Here is a 25,872-nt window from a genome sequence, read left to right as displayed (position 1 = left end):
CTCCATCATCCTGTTTTTTCTCTTTAATCCAGCCCGCGCAGCGGACCGTTAACCGTCCCGAGAATACCGACTGACCAAAATAGTAATCCGGTCATTTCATAAGAAAAAAGGAGGATTTGACGGCTGCGGCTGCTTACGCCTGACAACGCTGTCCTATCCTACCTTTTACCCTATCATGATATGATTGTCCCGCACATCAGCCAGAGGTCCGGAATTCACCGGCAATGCGGCGTGCTTCCTGTTACTTTTCAGCCAGGACATTGTTCAGTCATATACGACTTCCGTCCCGGCAATAAAGTCATGAATCGACCGTTTGTCTTCACGCAGCCCCACCATAAAAGCACTGATGATCACGCAGATGCCTAAGCTAAGACCATACACGAGGCCGGCAACGACGTTCCGCAGCAGCATGGTCCCGATTCCAGGGGGCTGGTGATCGCTCACCTTGCGGATCCGGATGTTGCATATCCTTTTGCCCACTGTATAACCGTTCCAGAATACGGGCACGAGCAGTGAATACAAACCGCTGATCGTATCGGAAATCCAATCCTCGTTTCCCCATTTTCCCGTAATCATCCACACCACAATCATGATCGGCAAGCCGACGAGCAGCCCATCCACCAGCGATGCCCCAACCCTGATCCAAAAACCAGCATTCCGATTCATTCCGCCTCCTCCTTCTCGTACCCCAAGTTTTATTCATAGTACTCTGGCGCTTTGGCGGTACATTCTTTACTTATGCGACGGCATGACCATTGTTTCTTCCATGCGCCCTTCCAGCAATATGCTGCTTATATTTAAAGAACGTCACGGAGAAGAAAAAGTTTACTGGATTGCGTCAGCTTGTGGCCGTAGTGAAAAACTATAGCCCGAATTCATGCTTAATCTGGCGCGCCACTTCTTCTGCGCTCAAATCCGTATTGTTGATTCTCAAATAGTTCTCCCGCTCGATCTCGCCATCATATGAATTTAGCCGGTATTTTTCCATCGATGTCTTCAGCTCATTTTCGGACCACTCCGTGTTCCGTTTCGTTGGCTTATGCTGCAGGCGGTTTGGACTAAGATTGCGGGAGAGCCGTTCATCTAGATCAGCCTCCAGCTCCACGAGAAAAACTTCCGCGCCCCTCGATTCGAATATACCGCAGACCTCCTCCACATAATCCCAATCCGCCTTCATGTCCAGCGCCCAAACAAACGTGAAAATAAGGCCGGCCAGGTCGCTCTTGGCAACCTCTTCAAAGATCTCCCTCCGGAACAATCCAACCAGCCGTTTCCCGGCTTCCGAACCGTAGCTGAAAAACGGCGATACCAGCTCAATCGTCATATGGTTGTGAAAAAGCTTCAGCTCCGTTATTTTTTCGAGCTCCTGTCCTACGGTCATTTTGCCTACGGCCTGCGGGCCAAAAATAAGGATGAATTTCATACGGTCCCTCTCCTTTACATTTCGCGTGGTTGGATGAATTCAACAGGAACGCAAACATAAAAAGCCCTCCGAACCAGGATTTCTGTCCATGTTATTCGGTAGGGCTCTCGCAGTATGTCTGTATGTAATGGATTAATCGACGAAAAAGTCAGGATCCGGCCTGATTTTGCTTTTGAGCTGTCTAAGGTTGTACTCCATTTTCAATACGATATCCTCTATCACCTTCGGATCGATGGCAAAACGGTCCGGTTCCGGCCGTGAGCCTGCTTTCAAGTCGCGCAGCGTGATTTGCTGCTCCTGCCATTTATCCATCAGATCGGAAATGATCGCATAAAACCGCTCGTAATCGCTTATGACTTCATCCAGGTAGGCATCCACCTCTTCCGGATCGTAACCCCGAAGCTTGTTGCTGAACACCTTTTCATGGATGGAAAGTGCATCCAGATGAATGCCCAGCTGCTTGAACAGCTTCTTCTGTTTATCCAATCGGCGCTGCATATGTTCATCCATTTGACGAATACCTCCAAATCTCTAGCCCCGCAAAGGGAGGATGTCCTGTATTACTCCCACACCCTATATTTTTTATATCACATCCTTGCTAAGGATGAAAACCGTTCCCCGCTTTTTTGGAGAATGTTCCAAAGAAAAATGGCCATCCTAAAGGATGGCACAAATTGACACAAGCGTGAAATATGTTATTATATGAATAGATGCTCATATGTTAATGTTAATTAAGACATGGATGCAATTTGCTTTGTATTCAAAAGGAGGAGCCGCTTATGGCACACGGTCATCATCACCATCATTCCCACTCAACCACTCACCAACATTCACACTCACACTCACACTCACACTCACACTCGCATTCGCATGCACACGAACCGGCAGATTATAACCGCGCCTTTCTGATCGGCATCGTGCTCAACACGGCCTTCGTCATTTTGGAGGCGGCTTATGGCCTGATCAGCCATTCCCTTTCGCTCGTAGCCGATGCCGGACATAATTTAAGCGACGTCCTCGCACTCGTGCTGGCCTGGGGCGCCAGCCTCCTCGTCCGAAAGAAAGCGACGGAGCTGCGCACGTACGGTTACCGCCGTTCCTCCATCCTCGCCGCCCTCTTCAATGCCCTGTTCCTGCTCGCGGCGATCGCCCTCATCGCTTGGGGCGCGATCAGCCGCCTCATCCACCCGCAGCCGGTCGACGGCGTGGACGTCATCTGGGTGGCGGCTGTCGGCATCCTCATCAACGCCTTGACGGCGCTGCTGTTCGTTTCCGGCCGCCGGGGTGATCTGAACGTCCGGGGGGCGTTTCTGCATATGGCTGCGGACGCCGGCGTATCGCTCGGCGTAGTCATCGCAGGGATCGTCATTTCCGCAACGGGCTGGCTGTGGGTCGACCCAGTCGTCAGTCTGATGATTGTGCTTGTGATCGGCATCAGCACCTGGGGGCTGCTGAAGGATTCGCTTAACATGGCTCTCGACAGCGTGCCTCCGGGCACAGACATTGCGGCCATCCGAAACTACTTGACTTCCCTGCCCTGGGTCAAAAGCATGCATGATCTGCACATCTGGGGCATGAGCACCACGGAAACGGCGCTCACGGCACATCTCGTGGTGACGGAGCCCTGCAATGGCGATGAACTTCTGCAGCAGGCAGCCGCCGAGCTGCGCGAGCAATTCGGCATCGGCCATACCACCTTACAGCTCGAGATCGGCGATCTGCCCTGCGCACTGGACGGAACGGATACCGTCTAGACTGTTCAGCTGGAGCTGACGGACACGGCATGATTGCTCCCGACGCCTTTGGGGTAAGGAAAGAGTACAGATACCTTATTCTACTGTCAGAAGGGAGTCTTATCCATGAGTCATTTAACCCATGATCAGCAGCAGGAGCTCAAATCAGCACTGCTGGAACGCAAAAAGGAGCTGGAACACCACTTTCACGCGAATGGTGAGGACAATGCCCTGCTGGGCGACTCGCTCGCCGATTCCACAGGCGAGCTGTCCTCTTACGATAATCACCCCGCCGATGTCGGCACGGAGGTGTTCGAACGTGGCCGGGACCTGGCCGTCAACGACACGCTGCAGGATGAACTGGAACAGGTCGACAGCGCCCTTGGGCGCATGGACCGCGGGGAGTACGGCCAATGCGTTGAATGCGGCCGGGACATTCCGTTCGAGCGTCTGCAGGCGATCCCGTACACCGCTTATTGCGTGGAGCATACGCCGAATCGGGACGTCAGCAGCGACCGGCCGGTCGAAGAAGAGGTGATCACTCCGCCGCCATCCGGCGCAGGGGAGAACCGGCAGCGCTATGACGGCCGTTTTGATGATGCGGACGCATGGGAGTCCGTCGAAGAGTACGGCACGTCTAACACGCCGGCCATGGCAGCCAAGCGTGACGTCACCGATTATGATGAAGGCATGTAAAGCCTGTACACACGAACCGAAGCCCCGGGGATCTCCACCAGAGAACCCGGGGCTTTTATTGTCCTGTGACTTGTGTCTCGCCTCCCTGAGCGCTTGCAGATGAACACTTACTGCAGGAAGACCTTCTGTTTCGTCTCGGCTGACTTCAGGCACGCTTCCACAACCTTCATGTTCCGTACCGCATCTTCCGGAGGATAAGGGAGCGGCGTTCCGTCCAATACTGCTGCGGCAAAGGCGTCGGCCTCCAGCATGAAATGGCTCAGCACACCGAAGCGTTCCTCCCGCCGCTGATCCCCAACATGGACGATAATCTGGGCCGGCTCCTCGCTCTGCTCCCAGCCAAATGCAACCGGCAGCTCGATCCGTCCTTGCGAGCCGACGATCTCCAGCGAGCACCGGGGCGCGGCCCACATGCCGCAGTCAAAGGTCAGCCCGACGCCGTTCGGAAACTCCACCAACCCGGTTGCCATGACGTCCACATGATCGTGTTCCTCCGAAAACAGCGCCTGAACCGACACGGCCAGCGGCTCCTCGCCTAGAATCATGCGAGCCGCCGAAATCGGGTAGCCGCCAACATCATAGATGGCCCCGCCGCCCATCGTTTTTTTGTACCGCACGTTCTCCTTATTTTCGATGTGGTTGTACGTGAAGCACCCGTGAATGGCCCGGATCTGGCCGATCTCGCCTTCCTCGATGATTTCCCGGACCCTGCGATGCTTCGGATGATACCGGTACATAAATGCTTCGGAGAAAATCACCCCCGCTTCCCTGCATGCTTCGACCATTTCGGAAGCTTCTTCGGGGCTGAGCGCAGACGGCTTCTCGCACAGCACGTGCTTGCCGGCTTTTGCCGCCTTGATCGTCCACTCTTTATGCAAATGGTTGGGAAGTGGAATATAGACCGCATCAATGTCGGGATCCTTCAGCAGGTCTTCATAGGTTCCATACGCCTTCGGTATATCAAACTGTTCCGCTGTATCTTTGGCTTTGCCGTAATTCCGGCTGGCCACCGCCGCAATCTCGGCGCGTCTGGCGTTCTGGACGCCGGGAATAAAAGCGCTTCTCGCGATGCTGGCCGTGCTTAAAACCCCAAAACGCAGCTTTTCCTGCATCCCCTACGCCTCCTTCCCTTCCGGGTCTTATTGGTAATTGTCGTTAACCGCCTTGTGCAGAATGCCAAGACAGCGGTCCAGATCGGTTTTGACCTGTTTTTTATACAGCTTGGCCTTCTCGGCTCCATCGTCCGTAAAGTGGTACAATACGATTTCCTGAAAATCCACCCGCGGATCGCTGCCCTTCAGCTGCTTGGTCCGGTAGAAAATGCCCTCCTGCACCAGTTCGTGCAGGGCACGGTAAATTTCGCTCTGCGGTGGAGAATAGCCGTAGCTCTTAAACTCCTGTCTCAGCTCCTCCAGCATCTGATAACCATATCCGCGGTGCTGCTCCACCATCGTAATCAGGTAAGCTTTAATAAATGCCCGCTGGGCAATCATAAAGGCCATGCCAGCTTCCTCGCTTTCTTCCCTATTTCCTTCATTAACCAATTTACCTCCATTATAAACGACTATTTTCCAAATCGCATAGCATGAAGGTTTCACTTTGGGAGAATCTGCGAAAATTTAATACAACGGGCTTACTGAGAATACCGTGGAACGGGATTGAACCGTTTTCCCGGTCCGTTCTGGATCAGAGTAGATCGGTCTGGAACGGTCTAAGTCGGTTCGGGGCCTTCCTTTTTACCATGGACCTGGATGAGTTAAGTACGCGGGGCATGGCAGAATGGCTCCAAAGGTGCAAGATTCGGTACGTATTGGGTTTATTCTATTGTGAATTTTTCATATGTTGAAATTGTATAATGATGAGGTTGGCAAATAAATAAGCCTTGGATCCGCCGGGGCAGAACTCAAGGCTTTTTGAGAATTCAAGGTTTTTTGATGATACAAGGGGTTTAAGCGATTGGGTCGCAAGGTGCGATTTATTGCTGGTGATGCCGGGCTGTTGGGATGCTTGTCCACTCGCGTTGGTGGATCGCTGGATCAGCTTACTGGAATCAGGCTGCTTTTGGCGGGCTTGTTTTTTTTCTCAAGGAAGAGACCCCAGCCGTCCACTTGCCGAATGGCAGGTAAGATAATGCCACGATGAGGAGATAAGACAGCAGCACGCAAATGATGAAAGACATCAGCATCCGCACAGCCACGTTCCATCCGGCAAACCACCAGGCATCAAAGGAATACGTATAGCGCAGCATGAGGGCATGAGCCAGATAAGTGCCGTACGAATATTTACCGAGCAGGGACATCGCCCGCTGCGCCCGCGGACCTGCCTGACGAGTCCATTGGAGCGCGTGTTTGTAAATGACGAAAACCGAGCTTACCAGAAACACGGCAATCAACGGACGCAGCAGCGAAACTGCATTAAAATTTATGTTCAGCCCGTCCACCGTTTGGAAGCTGGCCACCAGCTTATACGTAAAATATCCGAACAAGATCAAAAAAACAGCCGTATAAATTACTCCGCCTTTCTCTACCGCCCATCTCCACCGCTCGGGGTACATCCCCGCTGCCGCCCCAAGAATAAAATAAAACATGAAGTAGACGAAGTTGCGATCGGCGTAAGCGGTAAAAAACGGCGTCAGAAACGGGATATCCGCTTTTGTCAGCAGGGCGCTGATATCCGGCCGGAAGTACAGCAGCACCAGATAAGCCAAACCGCTGAGCACCAGCAGGGCCGTCCACAATCGATGCGGAGCAGCCTGCATAATCCGGCGGATCAGCATCCGAAAGACAGGGAACAGCAAATAAAACTGCAAGATCATGACCACGTACCATAAATGATAACTGTTCTTACCGGTGAACAGCATCATCGCCCATTTCCCCCATTGTTCGGGAGACCCGAAGTTCCATTGCTGACTGATGCCAAAATAAACAGCCGACCACAAGATGTAGGGAACCAGTACATCGCTGAACCTTTTTCGCATAAAAATGCCGTACCGCAGCGGTCCGTCATAATTGTAGAACAGCACCATCCCGGTGATGAAAATGAAAACGGGCACCGCAAACTTAGCCGCCATCAGCAGCAGCGTCATGATTACCCCATCCTCCATTGCCACCCCGCCGACGATAGAGTAGTGGGCGATCGCATGCTGCATGGCCACAGCCAAGAAGGCCAGCCCCCGCAGCAGTTCTATTTCCTGTATTCTCGCTTTCTTTGACATACCTTCCTCCTGGTGCTTAAAAAGGTCACTTTCCTGACCACAGCTCATTTTCTTTACTTTACCCTTTTCCATCCTAAACGAAAAAAAGAACGCCTGCCAGAAAGAATTGGCAAAGCGTTCTTTGGAACTTACAGCCTGGCTGATAATACGTACCGAGGCCGCATCGTTAATAGCGTTTAGGGAGCAGCGCGTAATCCACGCGTTCCGGAACTTCAATCAGCAGCATCCGAAGCGGGCCTTCCAGGGCCTGAACCGTGATTTCTTCGTCATGATCTGTGCTCAGCAGCATAAAGTCGCGCGGATCAAACGTTTCGTCATGTACGCCCGGAAGCTCACCGCTCCAGTGGCCGCCGCCCTGAAGCGCGAGCGCGGTCAGCGATCGGCCCTTGCGAAGGGAGTGGCTGTAGGTGCTGCCAGCTTCCAGCTGAACGTCCCACATTCCGGCATCCACGCTGAGCTTAAGCGGAGCGTCTCCCCCTACGATCTGCTTCACGGTGCCGCCGGCGGTTTCCGTTACCGGAAACTGTTCGTGCTCCCATTGCTCGTAAGACGGTTCCCGCTTGTTCGATACTTTCAGATCCGGCTCAAACCAAATTTGAAAGCTCTCCATGTCCGGACCGATCAGACGCTCTTCATGGCTGACTCCGGACCCCGCCCGGATGAGCTGGGCTCCGCCGGAACCAACCATGCTGCGGGTACCGAGGGAATCCCCGTGTTCAGCCTTTCCTTGGATGACGTACGTCATAATTTCAAATCCAAAATGGGGATGAAGAGGAATATGTCCTTCCTCCGGAGTGTGGGCCCATGCCCAATAAAACAGAGGGCCGATCCGGTTAATGACCGATCCCTCCCCAGGGAAACCGATTGGCTTCTGCTCTGTGATCTTTCCTCCGTCAAATTCTCCGCGTCCCTGCATCGAGGGCAAATAGCGCCGTACATGCATGATCATCCCATCCTTTCACACCTTGTGTTAAATTTACATCAATCACGATTCATCTAAATGATTGACTTGCGTATCCGTTACTCACGAAACACCCAATTCAATGGAGTATACACACCCGACCACCACACTTATATATTTTACGATAGCTGTCCTTACTGGAACAGGCTGTATGCACCCGGACCGGTCAATGCCACGCCGACGACCGCTGCGATCAGGATCAGATTATACTCAAACCCGTTCGAGGTCGCCCAAAATCCGTTTTTGCCATGGACGGTGACGATGGCGCCGATCATCGTTACAGCAATCATGATGGCCGCAAGCGGAGTCCAGACCCCAGCAGCAAACAGCAATCCACCTGCAAATTCAAAGATCCCCGTAATCAGCGCCAGCAAGAAAGCCGGCTTCAAGTTCATCGATGCGAGCCACCCGGCTGTCCCTTTTAAGCCGCCTCCGCCAAACCAGCCGAACAGCTTCTGCGCGCCATGCCCGGCAAACGTAAGTCCAATCACCAAACGAATAATCAACAATCCCCATGCAACCATTTTTAACATCCTCCATTTTTTAAATTTAATTTTCTTAATATTGAGATAATAGTTTAAAAAAAAGCAGCATCCTTATCCAAACTGCCAACTCTCCGCAGTAACTTCTAACAAACTTCCTTCATTCAACCCGCTAATATCGGCATAACCGCTGCATTAGATCAGCCTCATTTCTGTTTTGTAAATATCTTAACTTTAAGATAATTCATAATTCGTTTTTTGTCAACACCTGATTTACAATTTTCTTCGCGTCCTTAGGAGTCTAAACAAAGTGAATCTATCCGATGCATAGCTTCTTAAGATCCAGACAACAATATTCCAAAAAAGACAGGGGGTGCAATGATGGACAGCAGCCGTAAGATGGCCGGAAGTCCCGCTCCGAACGCCTCCTTGCAAAAACTGATCAGGCATGAGACGCTGGGTATCATAAAGTCTGAGACTTTGGCGCAGCTCGTTTCCGACCCCGCTCTCATCGATCTGCTGAAAATCAGCGCCCAAATGCGCAAATCGCTGCTCGAACAGCTCCACGACGTTTTTTACCGGCAAACCCAAGCGATTTCATCCTCATTCCAAGCAGGTGACGACCATGAATCCCCTCCTGGAGAGCCTGACCGGCCTAAAGGCGCTCAATGATCAATATATTGCAGCCGATCTGATGCAGGATACGCAAGTCCGGATCTCGATCCTCGCCCAGTGCCTGCTTGAAAATTCGCCGCTTATTCAGGACAGTATAGCCAACGAGCTGCGAATGGCTATTGAATTTTTGCAGCGGCTTACGGAGTACTGCGTCCGTAAAGCCTGGATTCTGCCGGACGATTCGGCGCAGTGGGAGCAGGACCTGAAATGGGCTTATAAGGCCGTTAAAATGGTCTAAACGTAAAAAACGGCCCCCCTGAAGGAGCCGTCTTTTTATGCCATTACGGGCGAATGTGATCGTTATCGGTCAAGGAAGCGGTATCGTCGGTCACCAGCCCGAGATCCCTGTTATAGCGCTCGGCATTCAGCGAACGGTTTCGGTTGAACACGTCGTAGATGTCACGGTCGCGTCCTTTGGCATCGACGATGACCAAAATTTTACCCTTATCCACATAAGTTTCGTACTCTTTGGCCTCGTCCTCTGGAATGCCCAGGCCGATCAAGCCGCCGACGAGTCCGCCGGCACCCGCACCTACCGCAGCACCGGCTAGCGTTGCGGCAATCGGGCCTGCCGCAAGAATCGGCCCGATTCCAGGGATGGCCAGTGCGCCGATCCCCGCCAGTAGTCCGGCCACACCGCCGAGCATACCGCCTGTGGCTGCACCAGCGGCCACGCCTTCCGGCGCCTTCGTACCGGTATCTTCCGTAATCGTCTGCAAATCTTCCCGGTCCCTCGTTACGACGGAAATATCCTCAGGCGGGAAACCGAAATCCTGCAGCTCGGTGATCGCCCGGGACGCTTCCTGCTCACTCTCAAAAACGCCAACAATTTTTTTGCCATGATCCATCATGTTCACCCTCCATTCATTGTTGTTATGACTTCTATTACCCCAGCCCAGAGGTTTGCAAACAACAATAAACCGAATGTGAGGCCATAACATTATTGGGGCCTGGTTCTCCTTGTCGGTACAGCTTCGAGCGGGTCGTCCGGCCAGTAATGCTTGGGATAGCGGCCCTTGAGATCCTTTTTGACGTCAAAATACCCCTGCTTCCAAAAGCTGGCCAGGTCCGAAGTCACCTGTACCGGCCGCTGAGCCGGGGACAGCAGGTGCAGGGTTAGCGGCACCTTCCCCCTGCCGATGCGCGGCGTTTCATGCCATCCGAACATTTCCTGAAGCTTCACGGCAAGCACCGGCTTGGCCGGGTCGCTGTAGTCCACCGGGATTCGCGAACCGCTCGGTACGGTGATGTGCGTCGGCGCCTCCTCATCCAGCTGCTTCCGCTGCTCCCACGTCAGGCTCTGTTCCAGGACGGTGGACATATGCAGCCGCTGCAGATCGCTCTTTTTCTTCATCCCGTGCAGGTATGGCTGAAGCCACTCCCGCAGAGTCCCAGAGAGGGTCTCTCCGGAAAAATCCGGCCAGTCGGCATGCATCAGATGCATGAATTGCAGACGCTGCCGAAGCTGTGTTGACGACTTGTTCCACGGCAGGATATCCAGACCCTCGACGGCAATGCCGTCCAGCAGTGCTTCGGCTACGGCCTCTGACGGCGGCGCGGGGACCGGTGATTCACGGAGGATGACTGCTCCCAGTCTCGTCACCTGCCTTGCTTTAACCCCCTGGATTTGCCGGTCCCAGGCGATCGCTCCTTCCCGGATGATGCCGTCCTGATGAAGTGCGAACAGCTCCTCCTCCGGAAGAGGTGCGGCAAGAAGCACCCGTCCCTCCGCCCCTTTGGCGTCATCCACGCTGGCTGCCACGATATACGGCGCACGGCTCAACAGCTGAACCTGCCCGATTTCTACACCCCTGCCCGAAGTCAGCAGAAACCTGCCGTTACCCCGGTTCTGTCCGATCCGGTCGGGATAGGCCAAGGAGAGCAACGGACCTGCGTATTCTTCATTGATCGCCGCACCGGCATCCAAATCCATTGAAGCGCGAATACCGCGGATTTCCTGCTCAATACGGCGGATTCGCCCTTCGTCCGCAAGGCCGGACAGCGCACCCCGGCCGCCGCGCATCCATGCAGCTACGGCTTCGGCCCGCTTCCGGATATCGACGTCCCGGTCCATACTTTGTCCCTGGAACAGGTCCCGTTCCTGCAAAAGGGCTGCCAATACGGCCGCCAGCATCCCATGTCCCTGCGCGGCACCCAGCAGCACCATCCGCGACAGACGGGGGTGCATCCCGGCTGCGGACATCTTTTTCCCCAGTCCGGTGATCCCGCCTCCACTATCAAGGGCTCCCAGGCGCTTCAACAGCTCTACCGCCTGCCCAAACGCCGCTGCTGGCGGCGGATCAAGCCACTGCAGGTTGAGCGGGTCTTTCACCCCCCAGGCTGCAAGCTCAAGCGCCAGCGGGGCAAGATCGGTCTGCATAATCTCCGGCGTGCTCCGCTCCGGCAGAAAGTCCTGCTCTTCCCGGCTCCATAGCCGGTAGGCGGTCCCCCGCATCGTCCGCCCGGCACGGCCTCTGCGCTGATCCGCCGACGCCTTGGACACCTTGACCGTCGTGAGTCCGGACATGCCGGTCCGCGGAGAAAACATCTGCGTCCGCATCAGCCCGGCGTCGACCACGATCGTGACCCCTTGGATCGTCAAACTCGTTTCCGCGATCGAGGTGCTGAGGATGATCTTCCGGCGTTCCTGCCTGTCCGGAGCTACGGCTTCATCCTGCTCCTGCTGCGGGAGCTGGCCGTGCAGCGGACGGATCACACAGCCCGCGGGCAGCCCCCTCTGCTCGAGTTCCCGGCGAACCTGGCCGATCTCCCTCGCTCCGGGAAGGAACACGAGCATGTCCCCGTCATGGGCGGACAAGGCCCTCGTAACGACCGCGGCCACGGCCTGATGAAGCAGGGTTCCCGCCGCCGGCGGGGCATAGACCGTCTCGACGGGATACTGCCTGCCCGCGCAGTGAACGACCGGCGCTCCGCCCAGCAGCGCGGCTACCGGCTCCGCTTCCAGCGTGGCCGACATGATCAGCAGGCGCAAGTCCTCCCGCAGGACTGCCTGGGATTCCAGCGCAAGCGCCAGCCCCAGGTCGCCATGAATGTTGCGCTCATGGAACTCGTCAAAGATGATCATGCCGACGCCGCCAAGCTCCGGATCGCTCTGCAGCATGCGCGTCAATATTCCTTCCGTCACGACTTCGATCCGTGTGGACGCGCTGGTCTTGCTGTCCATCCGGACCCGGTAGCCGACGGTTTGGCCGACCTTCTCGCCCAGCTGCGAGGCCATATAAGCAGCAGCCGACCGGGCCGCAAGCCTGCGCGGCTCCAGCATGACGATTTTTTTACCGTCCAGCCAGCTTTCATGGAGGAAGGCGAGCGGGGTTTGGGTCGTTTTGCCTGCTCCCGGCTCAGCAATAAGCAGCGCCGACGTGCGGCGGTTCAATATTTCTTTCAGCTCCGGCATGACCTGAAGTACCGGCAGCTCCAATTCTGTCATAATTCCACCCGTTTTCTCTTTATGTAAGGTAAGGATCGGGCCCAGACGATCGCCCGACTACGCTGTATCCCTCTATTATAAAGCTTGCATGCGCTGGATATCTATTCAGGTTTGCTATAAAATGTATCCATTCGGATTGACCGACCTGACTGATGATTGGGGAAAGGAGACTGCTCATCATGAACCCAACCAACCCGAAGCTGCGCGGACGGTTTGCCCCGACCCCCTCCGGGGAAATGCATATCGGCAATGCCTGGACAGCCCTGCTGGCCTGGCTGCAAATCCGCTCCGGGCACGGAAGCTTCATCCTCCGTATGGAAGACATCGACAAACCCCGGTCCAAGCCGCATTTGGCCCGGCAGATCCTGGACGATCTGCGCTGGCTGGGCATCGACTGGGACGAGGGGCCCGACGTCGGCGGTCCCTATGCTCCCTATACGCAAAGCGAACGGCTTCAGCATTACGAAGACGCCCTAGGCAAGCTGCAGAAGCAGGGCGCCTTGTACACCTGCTTCTGCAGCCGTGCCGATCTCCTGTCCGCGGCCAGCGCACCGCACGGACTCGCCGCGGAAGGGCCGGCCTATCCCGGCACCTGCCGGAATCTCAGCCCGGAAGAGAGGGCGGCCAAGGCCAAGCTGAAGCAGCCGTCCATCCGGTACCGGGTCGGGGAGGAGCCGGTGGCGTTCATCGACGGCGTCAGCGGACGGCACAGCTCTGACCCGGCAGCCACCGGCGACTTTATCGTTAAGCGGGCGGACGGCATGTTTTCCTACCAGCTGGCCGTCGTCGTGGACGACGCCATGATGCAGGTCACGCACGTTCTGCGGGGCGCCGACCTGCTGGATTCAACGCCGCGGCAGATCCAGCTCTACCAGGCGCTGGGCTGGGAGATTCCTGCCTTTGCCCACGTTCCCTTGTTTATGGGAACGGACGGCAAACGCCTGGCGAAACGGCACGGGAACACGAGCCTGGCGGCGCTTCGGGAGCAAGGGGTATCCCCGGACAAGCTCACCGGCTGGCTGGCCTGGATCGGCGGACTCGTGCCCACGCCGGATCCGGCCGCTCCCCGGGAGCTGATCGGCCGGTTTGATTTGAGCCTCATTCCAGCCGAGCAGGTCGTTATGACAGAAGAGCTCCTTGCTCGGTTGTACGAAAGTTAAAGGGTTCTCACGATACGGCCGCAAAAAAACGGCAGCTCAAGGGCATCCACCGCTTGAGCTGCCGTTTTATATAACCGAAAAACTGTTAAACCAACAGCGATTCCGCACCGTCGATAATGATCTGCGCTCCCGTAATATGCTTGGACTCGTCTGAAGCCAGGAAGGCCACCAGATCCGCCACGTCTTCCGGCTGACCCGGCCCGTCGGCGAGCGGCTGGCTTCCTTCCGGAAACTTGACCGGGATGACGATTTCTTTCAGCTCTTCCGTTTTCTCCGTGCTTTGATCAATGTTGGTCGAGATCGCGCCGGGGCAAATGACGTTCACGCGGATTTTGAACTTGGCCAGCTCCAGCGCCGCCATTTTGGCGAAAGCGACTTGCCCGGCTTTGGACGTGCTGTAAGCCGACATGCCGAAGTTGGAGAAGGTGCGGTTGCCGTTAATCGAGCTGGTGATAATGACGCTTCCGCCATTTTTTTTCAGATGCGGAATCGCGTATTTCACCGTCAAAAACGTACCGTTCAGATTGACGCTCAGCGTCTGCTGCCAGTCTTCCAGCTGCATTTCCTCAATCGGGGCCAGCACGCCGTTGATGCCTGCGTTAGCGAACACCACATCCACGGAGCCGAACAGCTCGGCGGTTTCCAACACCGCCTTCTCCACACGTGCCGCATCGGAGGTATCCACGTCAAAAGCGCGGGCCGCTCCTTCGCGAATCGCGTTGATTTCCGCTTCCGTCTTGGAAGTCCGTTCATTAATCAGATCAAATAAGGCCACGTTAGCGCCTTCCTGCGCCAGTTTGATCGCCGCCGCTTTTCCGATGCCGGAGCCTGCGCCGGTAACAATCGCCGTTTTCCCTTCGAATCGCTGTCTGTTGTATTGCTGCTGACTCATCGCTATCTCTCCTTTTTCATCCTCATCAAATATAGTTATCTGTCTCAAGATTACCCATAAAGGAGGTCAGCTTAATCATCGCGCAGCAAACAAATTTTATACCCGCAAAGGGTCAGCCAGCAGCAAGCCGTTCATTACGACCACTGCAATTCAAGAAAAGCGGCATCATCCTGAAGCCCTTCGGTGTGGGGCGCATCGAGCAAAATCTGGATCAGCTCGTCCGGCAGCACCTGATGGATCGGGTCCAGATCGGCGAGCCCGTCGGTATACAGCTGCAGGCGCATCGGCATGCCGTAATCCAGCCGGGTTTGGTACACATGCGGTTTGCCGCCGACGGGTCCGGTCAATGTGGACCACCGCTCATTGGTCCGAAAGGTGTCATCAAAGTGCTCGCTGACTTCCAGACCGTCCTTCCAAAAGCGCAGCCGCGAGTCTCCCTGCCACGCCATCCACAGTCTTCCCTGCTTCTTTCTGCTAATAGGCAGCTCAATCCGCCCGCAAATATACATGGATTGGCTGCCCATACGCTGCTTGTCCTCCAGCACCTCCCGAAGTAAGGAGGGGACCCCGCCCGGCGGAGCTAGCCGCCGGAGCTGCGCCGAAGCCGATTCGGTGATGGACGTCATGAAATCCGTAAATCCGGCCGAAGACCAGTCCCGCGTATGGTCCAGCCAATCCAGCAGCGTGTTGCCGAGAAAACGGGCGGCAAAATCACCTTGATAGCTCATACTGACGCCGTCACACAGCACAAAGTTGCACACGTCACCGTACGTCTGCACACCGACGAAATCCTGTCCGTTCTCTCCCTGAAGCAGCGTCTCCATCGCCCGTCCGTAAGCGTACCTGCACAGTACCCGTCCCGAATGGGAAGCGAGCGGCTGCTCCTGGGCCTGGGAGCTGATAAACGTAAACATGTCACCGGTTGCTGCCGAATTTATTTTCACAGGCGGATCCCTCCTAAGCTCTTACCGGCGTGGCCGCCGACATTTGAAAACCGATGGATACCAGCTCCGCACAACTTCCCGGAAGCATCATCAGCGCCCCCGGGGCAAGCAGATAATCGGCTTCGACCAGCATGTCCCGATAGCTCTCCGGAAGCGGAGATGACATATTTCTCAGCTTCACCGCATGCTCATCGTGAAGGAGAGTATCCGGCAGGATGCCTCTCCAGCGGCGCGGCTGGGCAATCGGCTGATCGAGCATGTGATCGGAAATGAAGATGTTCTCCACAAGCACGTTCCCGTCAGGCACGCTCATGCTCATGATGCGCCTTGCGATCGGCTCGGGATCCTCTCCGGTCGTTACTCCGTCCGTCATGTGGCAGACGAGGGGAGCCGGACAGTCCTGCATGCGCGGCAGCTCGGCCTGCAATATTTTCTCTGCCTGCTGAAAAGCTTTGGCCGAATCCGAAAACCGCTTCGGGGTCAAGTCCGGCAGGGAACCGACCGCTGCAATTTCGTCGATCCCTTTGATCCCGTTCAGCAGATCGTACACGTCGTCACTGTAAGCCAGGATGGCAATCCGGTATCGGGGCGTCAGCCGGTTCCCTTTCGTGGATCGGTACACCATTTGGCGGATCGCAAGCGACAGTGCTTCGTAGACCACGTCGATGCGCCGTTTGCCGTCCATGAGCATATTCATGGATGCGCTGATATCGATCAGATAGATGATCAGCGCCGGAGTCCGCTGGGAAGCCTGGATCGTATAGTTCATCAGTAAACAACTCCCCTTTGATTAATTCCTTAGTCTTTTCTATGTCTAAACGTCAGGCAGCGAGTAAGCGCCGTTGGACAGGAATTTGTAGATGGCCGACGCCCGCGTTCCCACCTTGCCGACGGACTTGAAATACGCCGCATCCTGCTCATACAGGCGGGCGAAATCCTTGGCATAGGAGCGCGCCCGTTCAATGTTGCCGCCCCGCTGGGCGTTAAAGGCCTGATTGTAGTAAGCGATCAGCTGGACGACCTGGCCGGAGCGCTTCTGCTTCAGCTGCTGCGCCTTCGCCTCGGCTGCTTTACGGGCCGCTTCCGCTTCTGCCCTCGCCTTCGCTTCCTTCTGCTGTTGATAAGCAAGATAAGCTTCGTACTGCGCCTGCTTCTGGTACATTTCCTGCAGTTTTTTCCGCTCGGCAGCCTTTTTCTTTGCTTTTTCCTTCTGCTGCTGCAAATAGGCGTCATATTTTGCTTGGACTGCGTATTGATCCTGCAGTTTCTTGCGCTCTTCGGCTTTGCGCGCCTCCTCAAGCTTTTTCTGCTCGGCCTCGGCCTGCAGGCGCTGTGCTTCCGCCTGTTTACGAGCTTCTTCCTGTTTCCGGGCTTCTTCCTCTTTCCGCGCGGCTTCCTGCTTCTGCAGCTCGGCCTGCCGGTCCGCTTCCTCCTGCTTTTGATCCGTTTGCGCTGTATCCGGGACCGCAGGAGCTTTCTCGCCGCCTGGCTTCGTGCTGGCTCCCGCCTCCATGTGCTTCCCTGGCGAATGGTCGGCAACGATTTGGTTGACGGCAAACGCCGTCCCGGCGAGAAGCAGGATGACAACCACCGCCGAAGTCAGCCATTTACGCGACTGGTAAAAAGGGACCTTGGCCTGTTTCCGATCGGGACCTGGCGGATTCAGCTCGGATTCCAGTCCGCGAATCGCAGCTTCCAGCTCGATCTCCATCGGCGAGCCTTCGCTGACAAAATGGTGGGCGGACTTGTACACCTCCAGAGCACCGCTCAGATTTCCACTCGATTCGAGCTCTCTGGCCTGGTGAAACAGCCTGTTGACGACATCCTGATCACCGGACGCAGCTTCTTCCCCCTTCGTCAGGGCAGCCGCCCGCTCAGCGGCCGCTGCCACGAAACTTCTGGCAGTGGGCACCGCCGGCGGCCGCAAAGCTGGGGAGGAAGCGGAAACCAACGGCTCCGGAGACTCCGCCGGCTGAACCGCATCCTGTTTCTCCGTAACGCTTTGATCCGCGTTTTCGCTGTTCTCCGTCATCGTCGACAGCAGCACCAGCCACTCGCCGAACGTCGGGCAGCTGCTCAAATCCTGGCTTTCCCAGGCCCGCGCAAACAGCTCCGCCGTCTTCGCTCCCCAGTTCCGTTCCAGGGAATTTTTCAGAATAAAGTACCGCTCGCACGGATTTTGCAATTCAGGCTGATCAAAATAACTTTCCCCCCAGGCCTTCTCCACGACTTGGGGATCGCACCAACCCAGCATTTCCGCAATGATGACCGCACCGGCGAACCGGTCGGCATAACCGCTCCACAACCCGCTTTGCACCGTCCGGTGCGCGGCATACCCCGGTGAACCCGCCAGCAGCACATCAGGCCTGTCCAGCTTCGGGCTGTACATCTGCTCAATGTCCACCAGTTCGACCACGCTTCGCGGTTCCGGCAATTCCACTTCAGAAAAAAACGGAAGCATGACATTGGGTGCCGACAAATCGCAGTGCGCCAAGCCGCGCTGCTCCATCCCTGATCCGATGGCCGCCAGCCCTTTGGCCAGCGCGAGGCTCTCCCCGCGAAGCAGCCGGCGCTGGTCGGTCATAATATCGAACCAGGTATGCCCGTATATCCAGGGCATGAGCACCGCATACAGCAGGTCCGGATGCTCGGCAATCAGGCTTTCGTTTCTTTCGGGAGTGAGCACGTCTCGTCTGCAGACCTGCAAACCCGGACTTTCACTGTACATTTCCATCATTTCGGACTGGTACACCATCGCAGGAATACGATACTTCGGAAAGAACACTTTTAATGCTTTGGCTTCATGAAGCTGCCCGCTGGCAGGAATCAGCTGGTAGACGATTCCCTGCCTTCCTGCCTGCGCATAAGCTAACCCGGGAGCGGCAGGATGCTGGCCAACGCGGTACAGCACCCCGTTAATAACCATCTCATCTCCCGCATTCGGTTGAAAAGACATGGACACCCCCCTTTCACTTAAACTTTATGGACTGCAAGAAAACCGGGAGTAAATACACCCGGTTGATGATTCCTACGATCTTATTCTACTGTAAACGAACCGTAACTTGAATGGCTAAAATTATCTCGTTTCATCGATAGAGCGGAATTTCTGGGCAATGGCCCCAAGCTCATGGCTGATGCTGTTCAGAATCTGGACAAATGACTGCATCTGTCTGCCGGCTTCTTGAAACTCCTGGAAAAACCGCTGCTTCGTCAGGCCTTCCCATTGCCCCTCCATCCCCTGGATCGCTTGGGACAAGCTCGCTACGAGCTGCTGGCTCTGCTCTCCGCTCTGCTTAAATTGATTGGCGACCGCCTCCACCTGTTCCGGTGAAATCAAAATACGTCCTGACATGATGGTCCCTCCCCTTTTATCGGTTTCCTATGCTTTCCTTGGGTATCTTAAACTCTGGCCGCACATCACAAATGCCATTTGGCTTAGCTTGTCGCGGATACCTCCGACAGTATTTTTTGAAACTGTTCCTCTTCGCTGTTAAAAAAGCCTTTGAATTCAATACTGTCGATATCTTCATGATTAAACAAAAATGTATAATTCGGATCAATATATCCTTCCGGGTATACGACCCCCAAATAATCATACATCTGATTGTTTTCCTGATGAATCTGCTTACGTCCATAAATCATCAGCTTCTTCTGTGCTCCTCTGAGAAGAACCACAGATCCGAGCGGAAGCAAAGCTTGTGAAGGAGTCCCATTATCCATCGCTTGTCCGTCCTCTCATTTAAGTATGTATTCTTCATGGGTAAGCAGCCGGTAATCACGATCCGGTGATAGAATCAGATGCAGATAAAAATAACAGGGTACTTCACGTCTACTGCTGGATCCGGTTTCAGGCAAAACGCATGCCCAGCGATTTCAGCTTGTCCTTCACCTGGTCCGCCAGTATGCTCGCCCCATGGGTAACCGCCTTGACGGAGTCGGACACCAAGTCCATCCCGCCTGAGGCATGCGTTCTCAGCGTTTTACCGGCAACTTCGATGTCGGTTACAGCCGAAATGACGAGACTCGAGGCCAGACCGACAAATGCCCCTACAGCGGTTCCGGCTGCCGGAACGACGGATCCGACCGCAGCCCCGATGGCCGTACTTCCAGCTATCGCACCCAGACCTATACCGTTATTGATCATGAGATGGCCGGGAGCCCTGTCCTCTTCCCCGCTCTCCTGCTGCAGCTCACGCTTTGTTCCGGTTCCCGGAGGGCCTTCATTTCCCGAATGGCCACCCGGTCCTTGTCCCAGGGTTCGGATTTTGCCCGCTGCCTTGGGGTCGATGAACCTCCAGGCTGTAGGATTGTTAGCGGCACGCTCCAGCAAAAACTTGGCACTTCCGGCATGCTCGTTTTTGTTTGTACCCAAGCGTGCTTCTTTAGCAGCAGGAAGTACAGCTCCAGCCATCAAAGTCACTAACCCAGCCGCCGCTCTAGCGGCAGCCGTCCCGTGGCTGTTCCAACCCGAGTAACTGCCCCCCGCTTCGGCATGGACGGCCTGAACAGCGGATAACGGATTGGAGACCGTCCCGTCTGTCAGCCCATATCCAGGCAGAATCGGTTCTCTCCCGGAGACGGCCGCCGACTGGAACATGAGTGCTGGGCTTGAGTACATCAAGGTATCGTTCAGAATGGAATGATGCTGCTCGTCTGCGGTTTGGAATTCGGATGCCTTGGATTCGATCCATTTGCCGATATCCTTCAGCATGGCATAGATCTGTTCCCCCTGCCGGTGTGCGGACTGCCATTCGTCCATTACGGATTGCGGGAAAGCCGCTTCTCCCCTAAAGTTCCCAAGCGCCTGATTCAAGGCGAGCGTCATTTCCCGAATTTGTTCACTGCCTCTATCTAACTGACGGCTTAAAGACCGGAGTGACTCCGGTTCAACAGAAATACGCACGGACTCTCACCTTCCATTTAATTCTGCAGGCTGCTTCAGCCATTGAAGCAGCATTTCCTCAAATTGCTCCCTGCTCGCCGGTATGGCCGTCAGCCAGTCCTGATCCCCTTTGATGCTCATACGTACGAGCCAGTTCATCGTGTCATTGACCATAAACGCCGCATTTTGCGACTCCCAGCCGCTGCCGGTCCAAGTCGACAATTGCAGCTCACCTTCACCCGTGCGGTATTTCATACATTTGGCAAGCGCGATAGAACCTTCCACATCGTTTGTTGCCTTTACCAGCTGGTCGCCGAGCTCTTCGAACGGAATTTCCGAGGTATGGCTGAAGAGATGGGCAAACTTCTTTTTAGAGAGAAGCAAAGCCGGCGCCTCCATCGGCGCGAAGTTTTTCAAGTCCATTTCCTCCACCAGCGTGCGGCAGGCCTCCTCGACGGTCCCGAGCTCATCCAGTTTGTACTGGCAGTCCTCTGCGGATTTGCATACTTGAACGACACGTTCGTTGGTCACATGAAGATAGCCTTCGAACGTTTCGTCGTTTTGAACATATTTAAGCCAGCAGGACCGCTGCGCCAAGCCGGCAATCGCCACTCTGGAAAAGATTTTGGGCGGCATAGACAATTCTATGCCGTTCTCTTCCTCAATGAGGTAACCCTTTTCCAGCAAAGAGGCTTTCACAATATCCCATTCTTCCGAGATCTCTTCGGCCAGATATCCTTGAAATGGGTCTTCCACGCCGAGAAGCCGGTCCGAACCGAGAATCCCGGCAAGAAAAAAGAATTCTTTATTATCAAGTGTAATGGTGTCCTGTCTGGAAGCATGAATCGTCAACATTATGAGCCACCTCCCCTCAAACGACAACATGCCATCGGTCGCGAATTTCGGCAACCCAGCGATGGCTGTTCCAATAGTCATCAAACGGAATTGCGGCCTTAACCCTGAAATATTTCCGTTTAATATAGTACCCTTGTCCCGGCGGAAGGATTTTCAAGCTCCCTTGGGTATGACTCGCTTCCGAAAACGGAATACGAAAGAACGATAAATCGTTAGGGTCTAAAGTCCCGAACAAAAATCCGCTTTGGCAGGATTTAATATCGTTAAACCAGTCTGCGCCGAACGTCGGTAAATCAGCGGGCACGCCTGAAACGATCACATGCACATTTCGGTCGCGGCCCTGGCGGACGATCGCCGTCAGCTGCTCTTTCACTGTAAAATCCTGGAGCTGTTTCGCCAACAGGTCCGCATCATCGATCACAAGCACGGCAGCCGGCGCTTCCTGGCCTGGACTCCGGGCTTGGACCTGTTCATACAGCCGCTGAATCAGCGGTCCAAGCTCTTCCTCGCGGCTGGCGCTAGCCTGAATATGCGGAAGTTCCGCCAATTGGCTAAGCCCGCGGTTCCCATAACGGGTATCGATGGTATACATCTGTAGCATTTCCGGCGGATAGCGGTGTGCGAGGGACAGCATCCAGCTCAGCAGGAAGGAGGTTTTCCCCCCTTCCATTGGGCTTGCTACGATAAAATGCGGACCTTCCTGCAGGTCGACCCCGAAAGGGTCTAGGTCATCGGTTGCCAGCCCGAGCGGCACCTTGAGGCTGCCGCCGTTCAATATATTCCGGTCGTAACCGGCTGCCGGCGGGAGCAGCTCCCTGAGCGTGACACGGTCAGGCAGCTTCCCGATCTCCGGAGCCTGCTGCTCGGGATACAGGGAGCGGATCAGCTGGATCCGGTTTCGGAGCGCTTCCGTACGCTGCACCTCATCTTTTCCAACGGCCGGTAAAGCCGCCTGAAATTCCAGCGGCGGCTGGTACCCCTTCACCAAACCTCTTCCCGGCGGCAGACTGCCCGGTATCCGTCCCGGTCTGCCGACAGCATAATAATAATCGGCGGAGTCGGCCAGCTCGAAGGCCAAAGCGTTCGTCAGACTGCTCCGCACTTTCTCGAATATATCAGAAATCCGGTTGGCCGTAACGACAAATGTCATGCCTAGAGCCGCTCCTTCACGAAGGAGAAACTCCAGCGTTTCGTTTTCCTCAGGGTAGATGTTGCGGAAGTTCAAATAGCCGTCAATGACGATGACCAGTTGAGGCAGCAAACCAGGATGGAACGGTCTGTAAGCGGCTGCCGTCTTTACGCCTGCCTCGGCGAACAATTCTTTCCTGTGGGCTGCCGTCTTCATCAGAAACCGGAAGAGCCTCTTGATCCGGTCCTCCTCTTCGGCCGTCATCACCGCCCCGATGTGGGGAAGCCCCGCAAAATCGCGCATGACCCGGCCCATGTCTACAACGTAACCGTTCCAATCCGCCGGCGAGTACAATCTTGCCAGCGACATCAGAAGGGACTGGACAAAGGTCGATTTGCCGAGGCCCGGCATCCCGTACACAGCCCAATGTCCTTGCTGCATCGGGATGGTCAGAAGCCTCTGGCTTTGGTTCGGCAGATCGTCCATCAGGCCGGCTATGCCGGCGATGTCATCAACTTTGTCCGCATCCGTCCCTTGCATGACGGCATCCAGCTCCAAATGTTCCGGAAGCGGCGGAAGCCACGGGCCTTGCAGGCGGATAATTCCCTCTTCTTCCGCAGTCCGGGCGAGCTGATCTATAAATACCTGCAGCTGTCGCTTCGGCTGTTGCGTCAGCATTTCGGCCGCGGTCATGCCCCCGGACAACAGGCATTCCCGCTTGCCATTAAGCCCGACTTCGCTTACCGCCCGTTTCTCAAGGGAGGCCTCAGGGTCCAAATAAGGCGCCCCGCTCCATGCAAACTGCATTTCCTCGAACACTTCGTCACTGCCAACCTGAAGGTAGCCCCTGCCCGGTTTGGTGATCCAGGCGGCATTGGGAATTTTCAGCATATCCCGGCTGTCACTTTCATCCTGAACGCGGAGGCAGATGCGGAACCTCGCATTGCTCCATATTTTCTCGTCAACAACTCCTGCCGGCTTCTGGGTGGCCAGAATCAGGTGAACGCCCAGCGTGCGGCCGATTGCCGCTATGCTGATCAATTCATCCATAAACTCGGGCTGGTCCCGCTTCAGCTCGGCAAATTCATCTATAATAATGACCAGATGCGGAAGGGGTTGTCCCTGCCGCTGTCTAAGCAGCTTATAATATTCATCGATATGCTGCAGATTGCCCGATTCGTTAAGTATTTTCTGGCGTCTGACCAGCTCAGCCTTCAGCGAGACCTTGGCTCTTTCGATCAGGCTGCTGTTCAAATTCGTGATCGTTCCGACAACATGCGGAAGATGATTAAACGTGTTGGACATGCCGCCGCCCTTATAATCGATCAGCATGAAAGCCAGGTCATGCGGGTGGTATTCCGCAGCCAGGGAAGCGACGATCGATTGAATCACTTCGCTTTTGCCGGATCCCGTCGTGCCTGCGATCAGGCCGTGAGGGCCGTGACCGTTCCGTTCGATCTTATCGTGAATGTTGAGCATGACTTTTTTGCCCCCGGCCCGGACGCCAATCGGAACGGGAAAGCTCTCCGGATAACGGTTGTGCCTCCACCTGCTGCGTACATCCCACGCCCGGATGTCTTCCAGGCCAAGCATGTCGAACAAGGACAGCAGGGATGGAATTTCCGAAGCCGACGAACGCTTAAGCCGGATCGGGGCCATATAACGGGCGAGCGCGTCCGCCTTTTCCAGCGTAATCGTATCAGATTCAAAGCTTTGCAATTCAAAAGAACCGTCTTCCCGTTTCAGCGAATACTGGCCGCTCCCCTGGGACATATCAACGATCAGCTGGCACTGCATCGGCAGCTTCTCCTTGCGGTCCGATATAATGATCGTGCAGGCATCGACGTCGGCAGCGTCCTCCAGCAGCAGCGGCAGGAGCGGTTCTTCTTCGATCAGCCCGCTCCCCGCCAGAACGACGACATAGGCCGGCAGCTGGGCTACGGTCTTCCGGCCGGAAAAAGCACGGGACGTCTTGCGCCTTACCAGCCGCTGAAACAATTCATCCGCCAGCTGGTGGGCGCTGCTGCGGCGGTCCGCCATATAACGCGATGATCTGTCCTCATCCCAGACATGGGGCAGCCATCTCATCCAATCCCAATCGAAGGCATCCTTCTCCTCATAAAACGCCGCCAGCTTCACCTCATCCGGCGAATGCCGCACGGCCAGCTGGACGGCGACCACCCGAAGCGCGTTCATGACGGACTCGCGATCGCCGACGATCCCGACGACTTTAGCCTGAAACAGCGGCAATACGATAGAGGATCCTGGCACAGTCTGAAACTCTTCTTCGAGCGACTGCGCCGCTTCGAGGAGCGGATCCTTGACGTAGCCTTCGGGCTTCGGCGCCTTTACCTTTGTATGAAACGGCAGGCTGCCGGTACCAATCCGCGTATGCAGAAAGTCGTCGTCTTCCGGTGAACGTTCCCACAAGGAGCTGTTCCGGTTTTTTACGATATGAAAGCAGACTTCGGGGTCTCCATGGATATCGTACAGCACGTCCACTTGTTCCTTCTGCCCTGCGGCAAGCTCCTTCCTGAGCTTGTCCAGCTCCGCATAATACATGCTGATGCGTTCGTTCAGCTGTTCTTTATATTTCCTTTTGTTTCCCAGATAAGCGATGAAAGGGATCGTATATGATGTAAGCATCATAACAACAGAAACCATTTGAAACATGACGTACGTGTTGTTCGCTATATTCCCTGTAAGGTTCATGTAGATAAACAAACCGATGCTGAAGATGGTCATCACTGCCGGGAGGATGATCGAAACCAAAGAAAATGATGGTTTACTCGGCTCGCCCGGCGGCCTCAGGATGTCCAGCCGCTGTTCCTTGATCGTCGGTTTGATTCTGGGCGAACGTTGATATAACACATTCATAATGCGTCAACCCCTCTTTTGGCATCCAAAATCCTTCAGGTTACCCATGCAATAAGTACTAGTGTTCAGGAATCCAAAAAAAAAACATTTTTAACTTTCCATTACCCGATTCCATTCATATTGAAACAAATTTCTTCTGCCGAAGCTCGGCGCCTCTTCCGTCGTGGTCGAAAAGGCCCGCTGGATTCGGACCATACAGCCTTCCCTAAGTCCTGCTTCAGCTACGTCCTGGGCATCCTTTACCGGGAACCAGAGCCCCTCGGGAAATTTGCCTTCTAATATATATTGCGAGCCTTCAGGCGGAGCCTCCCCATAGATTCGAACACCCAGCATGTCCTTTAGGTGGGCCGCCGGGCAGTCATCCGGCACTTCGACATCAAACCAGTCTCTTTCCTGGCCGCTGATCATCACGGTTAGAATCAAAGGTGTCCACTCCTTCTTGCCATAGTAGAAATAGCTTATTTATTGTAATTGAAGTAGCTTTCAGCAGACCCAAGCGAA

25 protein-coding genes are annotated in these 25,872 nt (G+C 55.2%); 5 read left to right on the top strand and 20 right to left on the bottom strand.

The window, feature by feature from the left end:
- Positions 1 to 264 precede the first annotated feature (264 nt).
- The 3 genes from IAE55_RS16825 to IAE55_RS16815 form a co-directional block, all read right to left on the bottom strand.
- Positions 265 to 666 (bottom strand): RDD family protein, encoded by a 402-nt coding sequence (locus IAE55_RS16825; protein WP_105443556.1) that lies wholly within the window; start codon positions 664 to 666, stop codon positions 265 to 267.
- A 196-nt stretch (positions 667 to 862) separates the two neighbouring features.
- Complete coding sequence (locus tag IAE55_RS16820) at positions 863 to 1,423, bottom strand: AAA family ATPase (RefSeq protein ID WP_145156819.1); 561 nt, start codon at positions 1,421 to 1,423, stop codon at positions 863 to 865.
- Between the two features lie 132 nt (positions 1,424 to 1,555).
- Positions 1,556 to 1,933 (bottom strand): DivIVA domain-containing protein, encoded by a 378-nt coding sequence (locus IAE55_RS16815; protein WP_076167836.1) that lies wholly within the window; start codon positions 1,931 to 1,933, stop codon positions 1,556 to 1,558.
- Between the two features lie 269 nt (positions 1,934 to 2,202).
- Between IAE55_RS16815 and IAE55_RS16810 the strand changes: the two genes are divergently transcribed.
- Both IAE55_RS16810 and IAE55_RS16805 read left to right on the top strand, forming a co-directional pair.
- Positions 2,203 to 3,177, top strand: a complete 975-nt coding sequence (locus tag IAE55_RS16810) for a cation diffusion facilitator family transporter (protein ID WP_200633300.1) — start codon at positions 2,203 to 2,205, stop codon at positions 3,175 to 3,177.
- Positions 3,178 to 3,282: 105 nt separating this feature from the next.
- Positions 3,283 to 3,852, top strand: a complete 570-nt coding sequence (locus tag IAE55_RS16805; RefSeq protein WP_076167840.1) for a TraR/DksA C4-type zinc finger protein — start codon at positions 3,283 to 3,285, stop codon at positions 3,850 to 3,852.
- 107 nt (positions 3,853 to 3,959) lie between these two features.
- Here the strand turns inward: IAE55_RS16805 and IAE55_RS16800 are convergent, their stop codons facing one another.
- The 5 genes from IAE55_RS16800 to IAE55_RS16780 all read right to left on the bottom strand — a co-directional run bounded on the left by IAE55_RS16800 (position 3,960) and on the right by IAE55_RS16780 (position 8,551).
- On the bottom strand, positions 3,960 to 4,964 hold the full coding sequence (locus IAE55_RS16800; RefSeq protein WP_145156817.1) for a Gfo/Idh/MocA family protein: 1,005 nt from the start codon (positions 4,962 to 4,964) through the stop codon (positions 3,960 to 3,962).
- Between the two features lie 27 nt (positions 4,965 to 4,991).
- The gene (locus IAE55_RS16795; protein WP_076169519.1) at positions 4,992 to 5,354 is read right to left on the bottom strand and encodes a helix-turn-helix transcriptional regulator; all 363 of its coding nucleotides are present in this window, start codon (positions 5,352 to 5,354) and stop codon (positions 4,992 to 4,994) included.
- A gap of 548 nt (positions 5,355 to 5,902) precedes the next feature.
- Positions 5,903 to 7,066 (bottom strand): acyltransferase, encoded by a 1,164-nt coding sequence (locus tag IAE55_RS16790; RefSeq protein ID WP_186381834.1) that lies wholly within the window; start codon positions 7,064 to 7,066, stop codon positions 5,903 to 5,905.
- Positions 7,067 to 7,232: 166 nt separating this feature from the next.
- The gene (locus IAE55_RS16785) at positions 7,233 to 8,009 is read right to left on the bottom strand and encodes a pirin family protein (protein WP_145156815.1); all 777 of its coding nucleotides are present in this window, start codon (positions 8,007 to 8,009) and stop codon (positions 7,233 to 7,235) included.
- Positions 8,010 to 8,161: 152 nt separating this feature from the next.
- On the bottom strand, positions 8,162 to 8,551 hold the full coding sequence (locus tag IAE55_RS16780; RefSeq protein WP_145156814.1) for a DoxX family protein: 390 nt from the start codon (positions 8,549 to 8,551) through the stop codon (positions 8,162 to 8,164).
- A gap of 336 nt (positions 8,552 to 8,887) precedes the next feature.
- Between IAE55_RS16780 and IAE55_RS16775 the strand changes: the two genes are divergently transcribed.
- Positions 8,888 to 9,181 carry a hypothetical protein gene (locus tag IAE55_RS16775; RefSeq protein ID WP_200633299.1) on the top strand — a complete coding sequence of 98 codons (294 nt, stop codon included), beginning with the start codon at positions 8,888 to 8,890 and terminating at the stop codon, positions 9,179 to 9,181.
- Entirely contained in the window at positions 9,135 to 9,422 is a 288-nt protein-coding gene (locus IAE55_RS16770) for a hypothetical protein (RefSeq protein ID WP_145156812.1), read from the top strand. Before IAE55_RS16775 ends, IAE55_RS16770 begins: the two co-directional genes overlap by 47 nt.
- A 43-nt stretch (positions 9,423 to 9,465) precedes the next feature.
- Here the strand turns inward: IAE55_RS16770 and IAE55_RS16765 are convergent, their stop codons facing one another.
- Together IAE55_RS16765 and hrpB are read right to left on the bottom strand one after the other, a co-directional pair.
- On the bottom strand, positions 9,466 to 10,035 hold the full coding sequence (locus IAE55_RS16765) for a general stress protein (protein ID WP_438822498.1): 570 nt from the start codon (positions 10,033 to 10,035) through the stop codon (positions 9,466 to 9,468).
- An 89-nt stretch (positions 10,036 to 10,124) separates the two neighbouring features.
- Positions 10,125 to 12,632, bottom strand: coding sequence for an ATP-dependent helicase HrpB (gene hrpB / locus IAE55_RS16760; protein WP_145156810.1), 2,508 nt, complete (start codon positions 12,630 to 12,632; stop codon positions 10,125 to 10,127).
- Positions 12,633 to 12,811: 179 nt separating this feature from the next.
- On the opposite strand from hrpB, the gene gluQRS reads away from it, so the two are divergent.
- A complete protein-coding gene (gene gluQRS, locus IAE55_RS16755; RefSeq protein WP_145156809.1) occupies positions 12,812 to 13,792 on the top strand; it encodes a tRNA glutamyl-Q(34) synthetase GluQRS in 981 nt (326 codons plus the stop codon).
- 85 nt (positions 13,793 to 13,877) lie between these two features.
- On the opposite strand, the gene IAE55_RS16750 is transcribed toward gluQRS, so the two are convergent.
- The 10 genes from IAE55_RS16750 to IAE55_RS16705 form a co-directional block, all read right to left on the bottom strand.
- Positions 13,878 to 14,684: an SDR family oxidoreductase gene (locus tag IAE55_RS16750; protein WP_076167858.1), complete on the bottom strand. Its 807-nt coding sequence runs from the start codon at positions 14,682 to 14,684 to the stop codon at positions 13,878 to 13,880.
- A gap of 134 nt (positions 14,685 to 14,818) precedes the next feature.
- A complete protein-coding gene (locus IAE55_RS16745) occupies positions 14,819 to 15,628 on the bottom strand; it encodes a hypothetical protein (RefSeq protein ID WP_240913011.1) in 810 nt (269 codons plus the stop codon).
- 13 nt (positions 15,629 to 15,641) lie between these two features.
- Complete coding sequence (locus IAE55_RS16740; protein ID WP_076167860.1) at positions 15,642 to 16,397, bottom strand: vWA domain-containing protein; 756 nt, start codon at positions 16,395 to 16,397, stop codon at positions 15,642 to 15,644.
- Positions 16,398 to 16,442: 45 nt separating this feature from the next.
- Entirely contained in the window at positions 16,443 to 18,584 is a 2,142-nt protein-coding gene (locus IAE55_RS16735) for a hypothetical protein (RefSeq protein ID WP_200633298.1), read from the bottom strand.
- A gap of 120 nt (positions 18,585 to 18,704) precedes the next feature.
- Positions 18,705 to 18,980 carry a WXG100 family type VII secretion target gene (locus IAE55_RS16730; protein WP_076167864.1) on the bottom strand — a complete coding sequence of 92 codons (276 nt, stop codon included), beginning with the start codon at positions 18,978 to 18,980 and terminating at the stop codon, positions 18,705 to 18,707.
- 83 nt (positions 18,981 to 19,063) lie between these two features.
- Positions 19,064 to 19,348: a DUF4176 domain-containing protein gene (locus tag IAE55_RS16725; RefSeq protein ID WP_105443569.1), complete on the bottom strand. Its 285-nt coding sequence runs from the start codon at positions 19,346 to 19,348 to the stop codon at positions 19,064 to 19,066.
- A 127-nt stretch (positions 19,349 to 19,475) separates the two neighbouring features.
- A complete protein-coding gene (locus IAE55_RS16720; protein WP_200633297.1) occupies positions 19,476 to 20,531 on the bottom strand; it encodes a WXG100 family type VII secretion target in 1,056 nt (351 codons plus the stop codon).
- A 6-nt stretch (positions 20,532 to 20,537) separates the two neighbouring features.
- Positions 20,538 to 21,365, bottom strand: coding sequence for a hypothetical protein (locus tag IAE55_RS16715; protein WP_089546600.1), 828 nt, complete (start codon positions 21,363 to 21,365; stop codon positions 20,538 to 20,540).
- 16 nt (positions 21,366 to 21,381) lie between these two features.
- Positions 21,382 to 25,371, bottom strand: a complete 3,990-nt coding sequence (gene essC / locus IAE55_RS16710; RefSeq protein ID WP_200633296.1) for a type VII secretion protein EssC — start codon at positions 25,369 to 25,371, stop codon at positions 21,382 to 21,384.
- 90 nt (positions 25,372 to 25,461) lie between these two features.
- On the bottom strand, positions 25,462 to 25,794 hold the full coding sequence (locus IAE55_RS16705) for a hypothetical protein (protein ID WP_076167874.1): 333 nt from the start codon (positions 25,792 to 25,794) through the stop codon (positions 25,462 to 25,464).
- Positions 25,795 to 25,872 lie beyond the last annotated feature (78 nt).

The sequence above is a fragment of the Paenibacillus sp. S28 genome (assembly GCF_016624415.1).
Taxonomy (GTDB): domain Bacteria; phylum Bacillota; class Bacilli; order Paenibacillales; family Paenibacillaceae; genus Paenibacillus_AQ; species Paenibacillus_AQ favisporus.
Note: the sequence above shows the minus strand (reverse complement) of the source record. Positions and strands in the feature narration are given on the sequence as shown.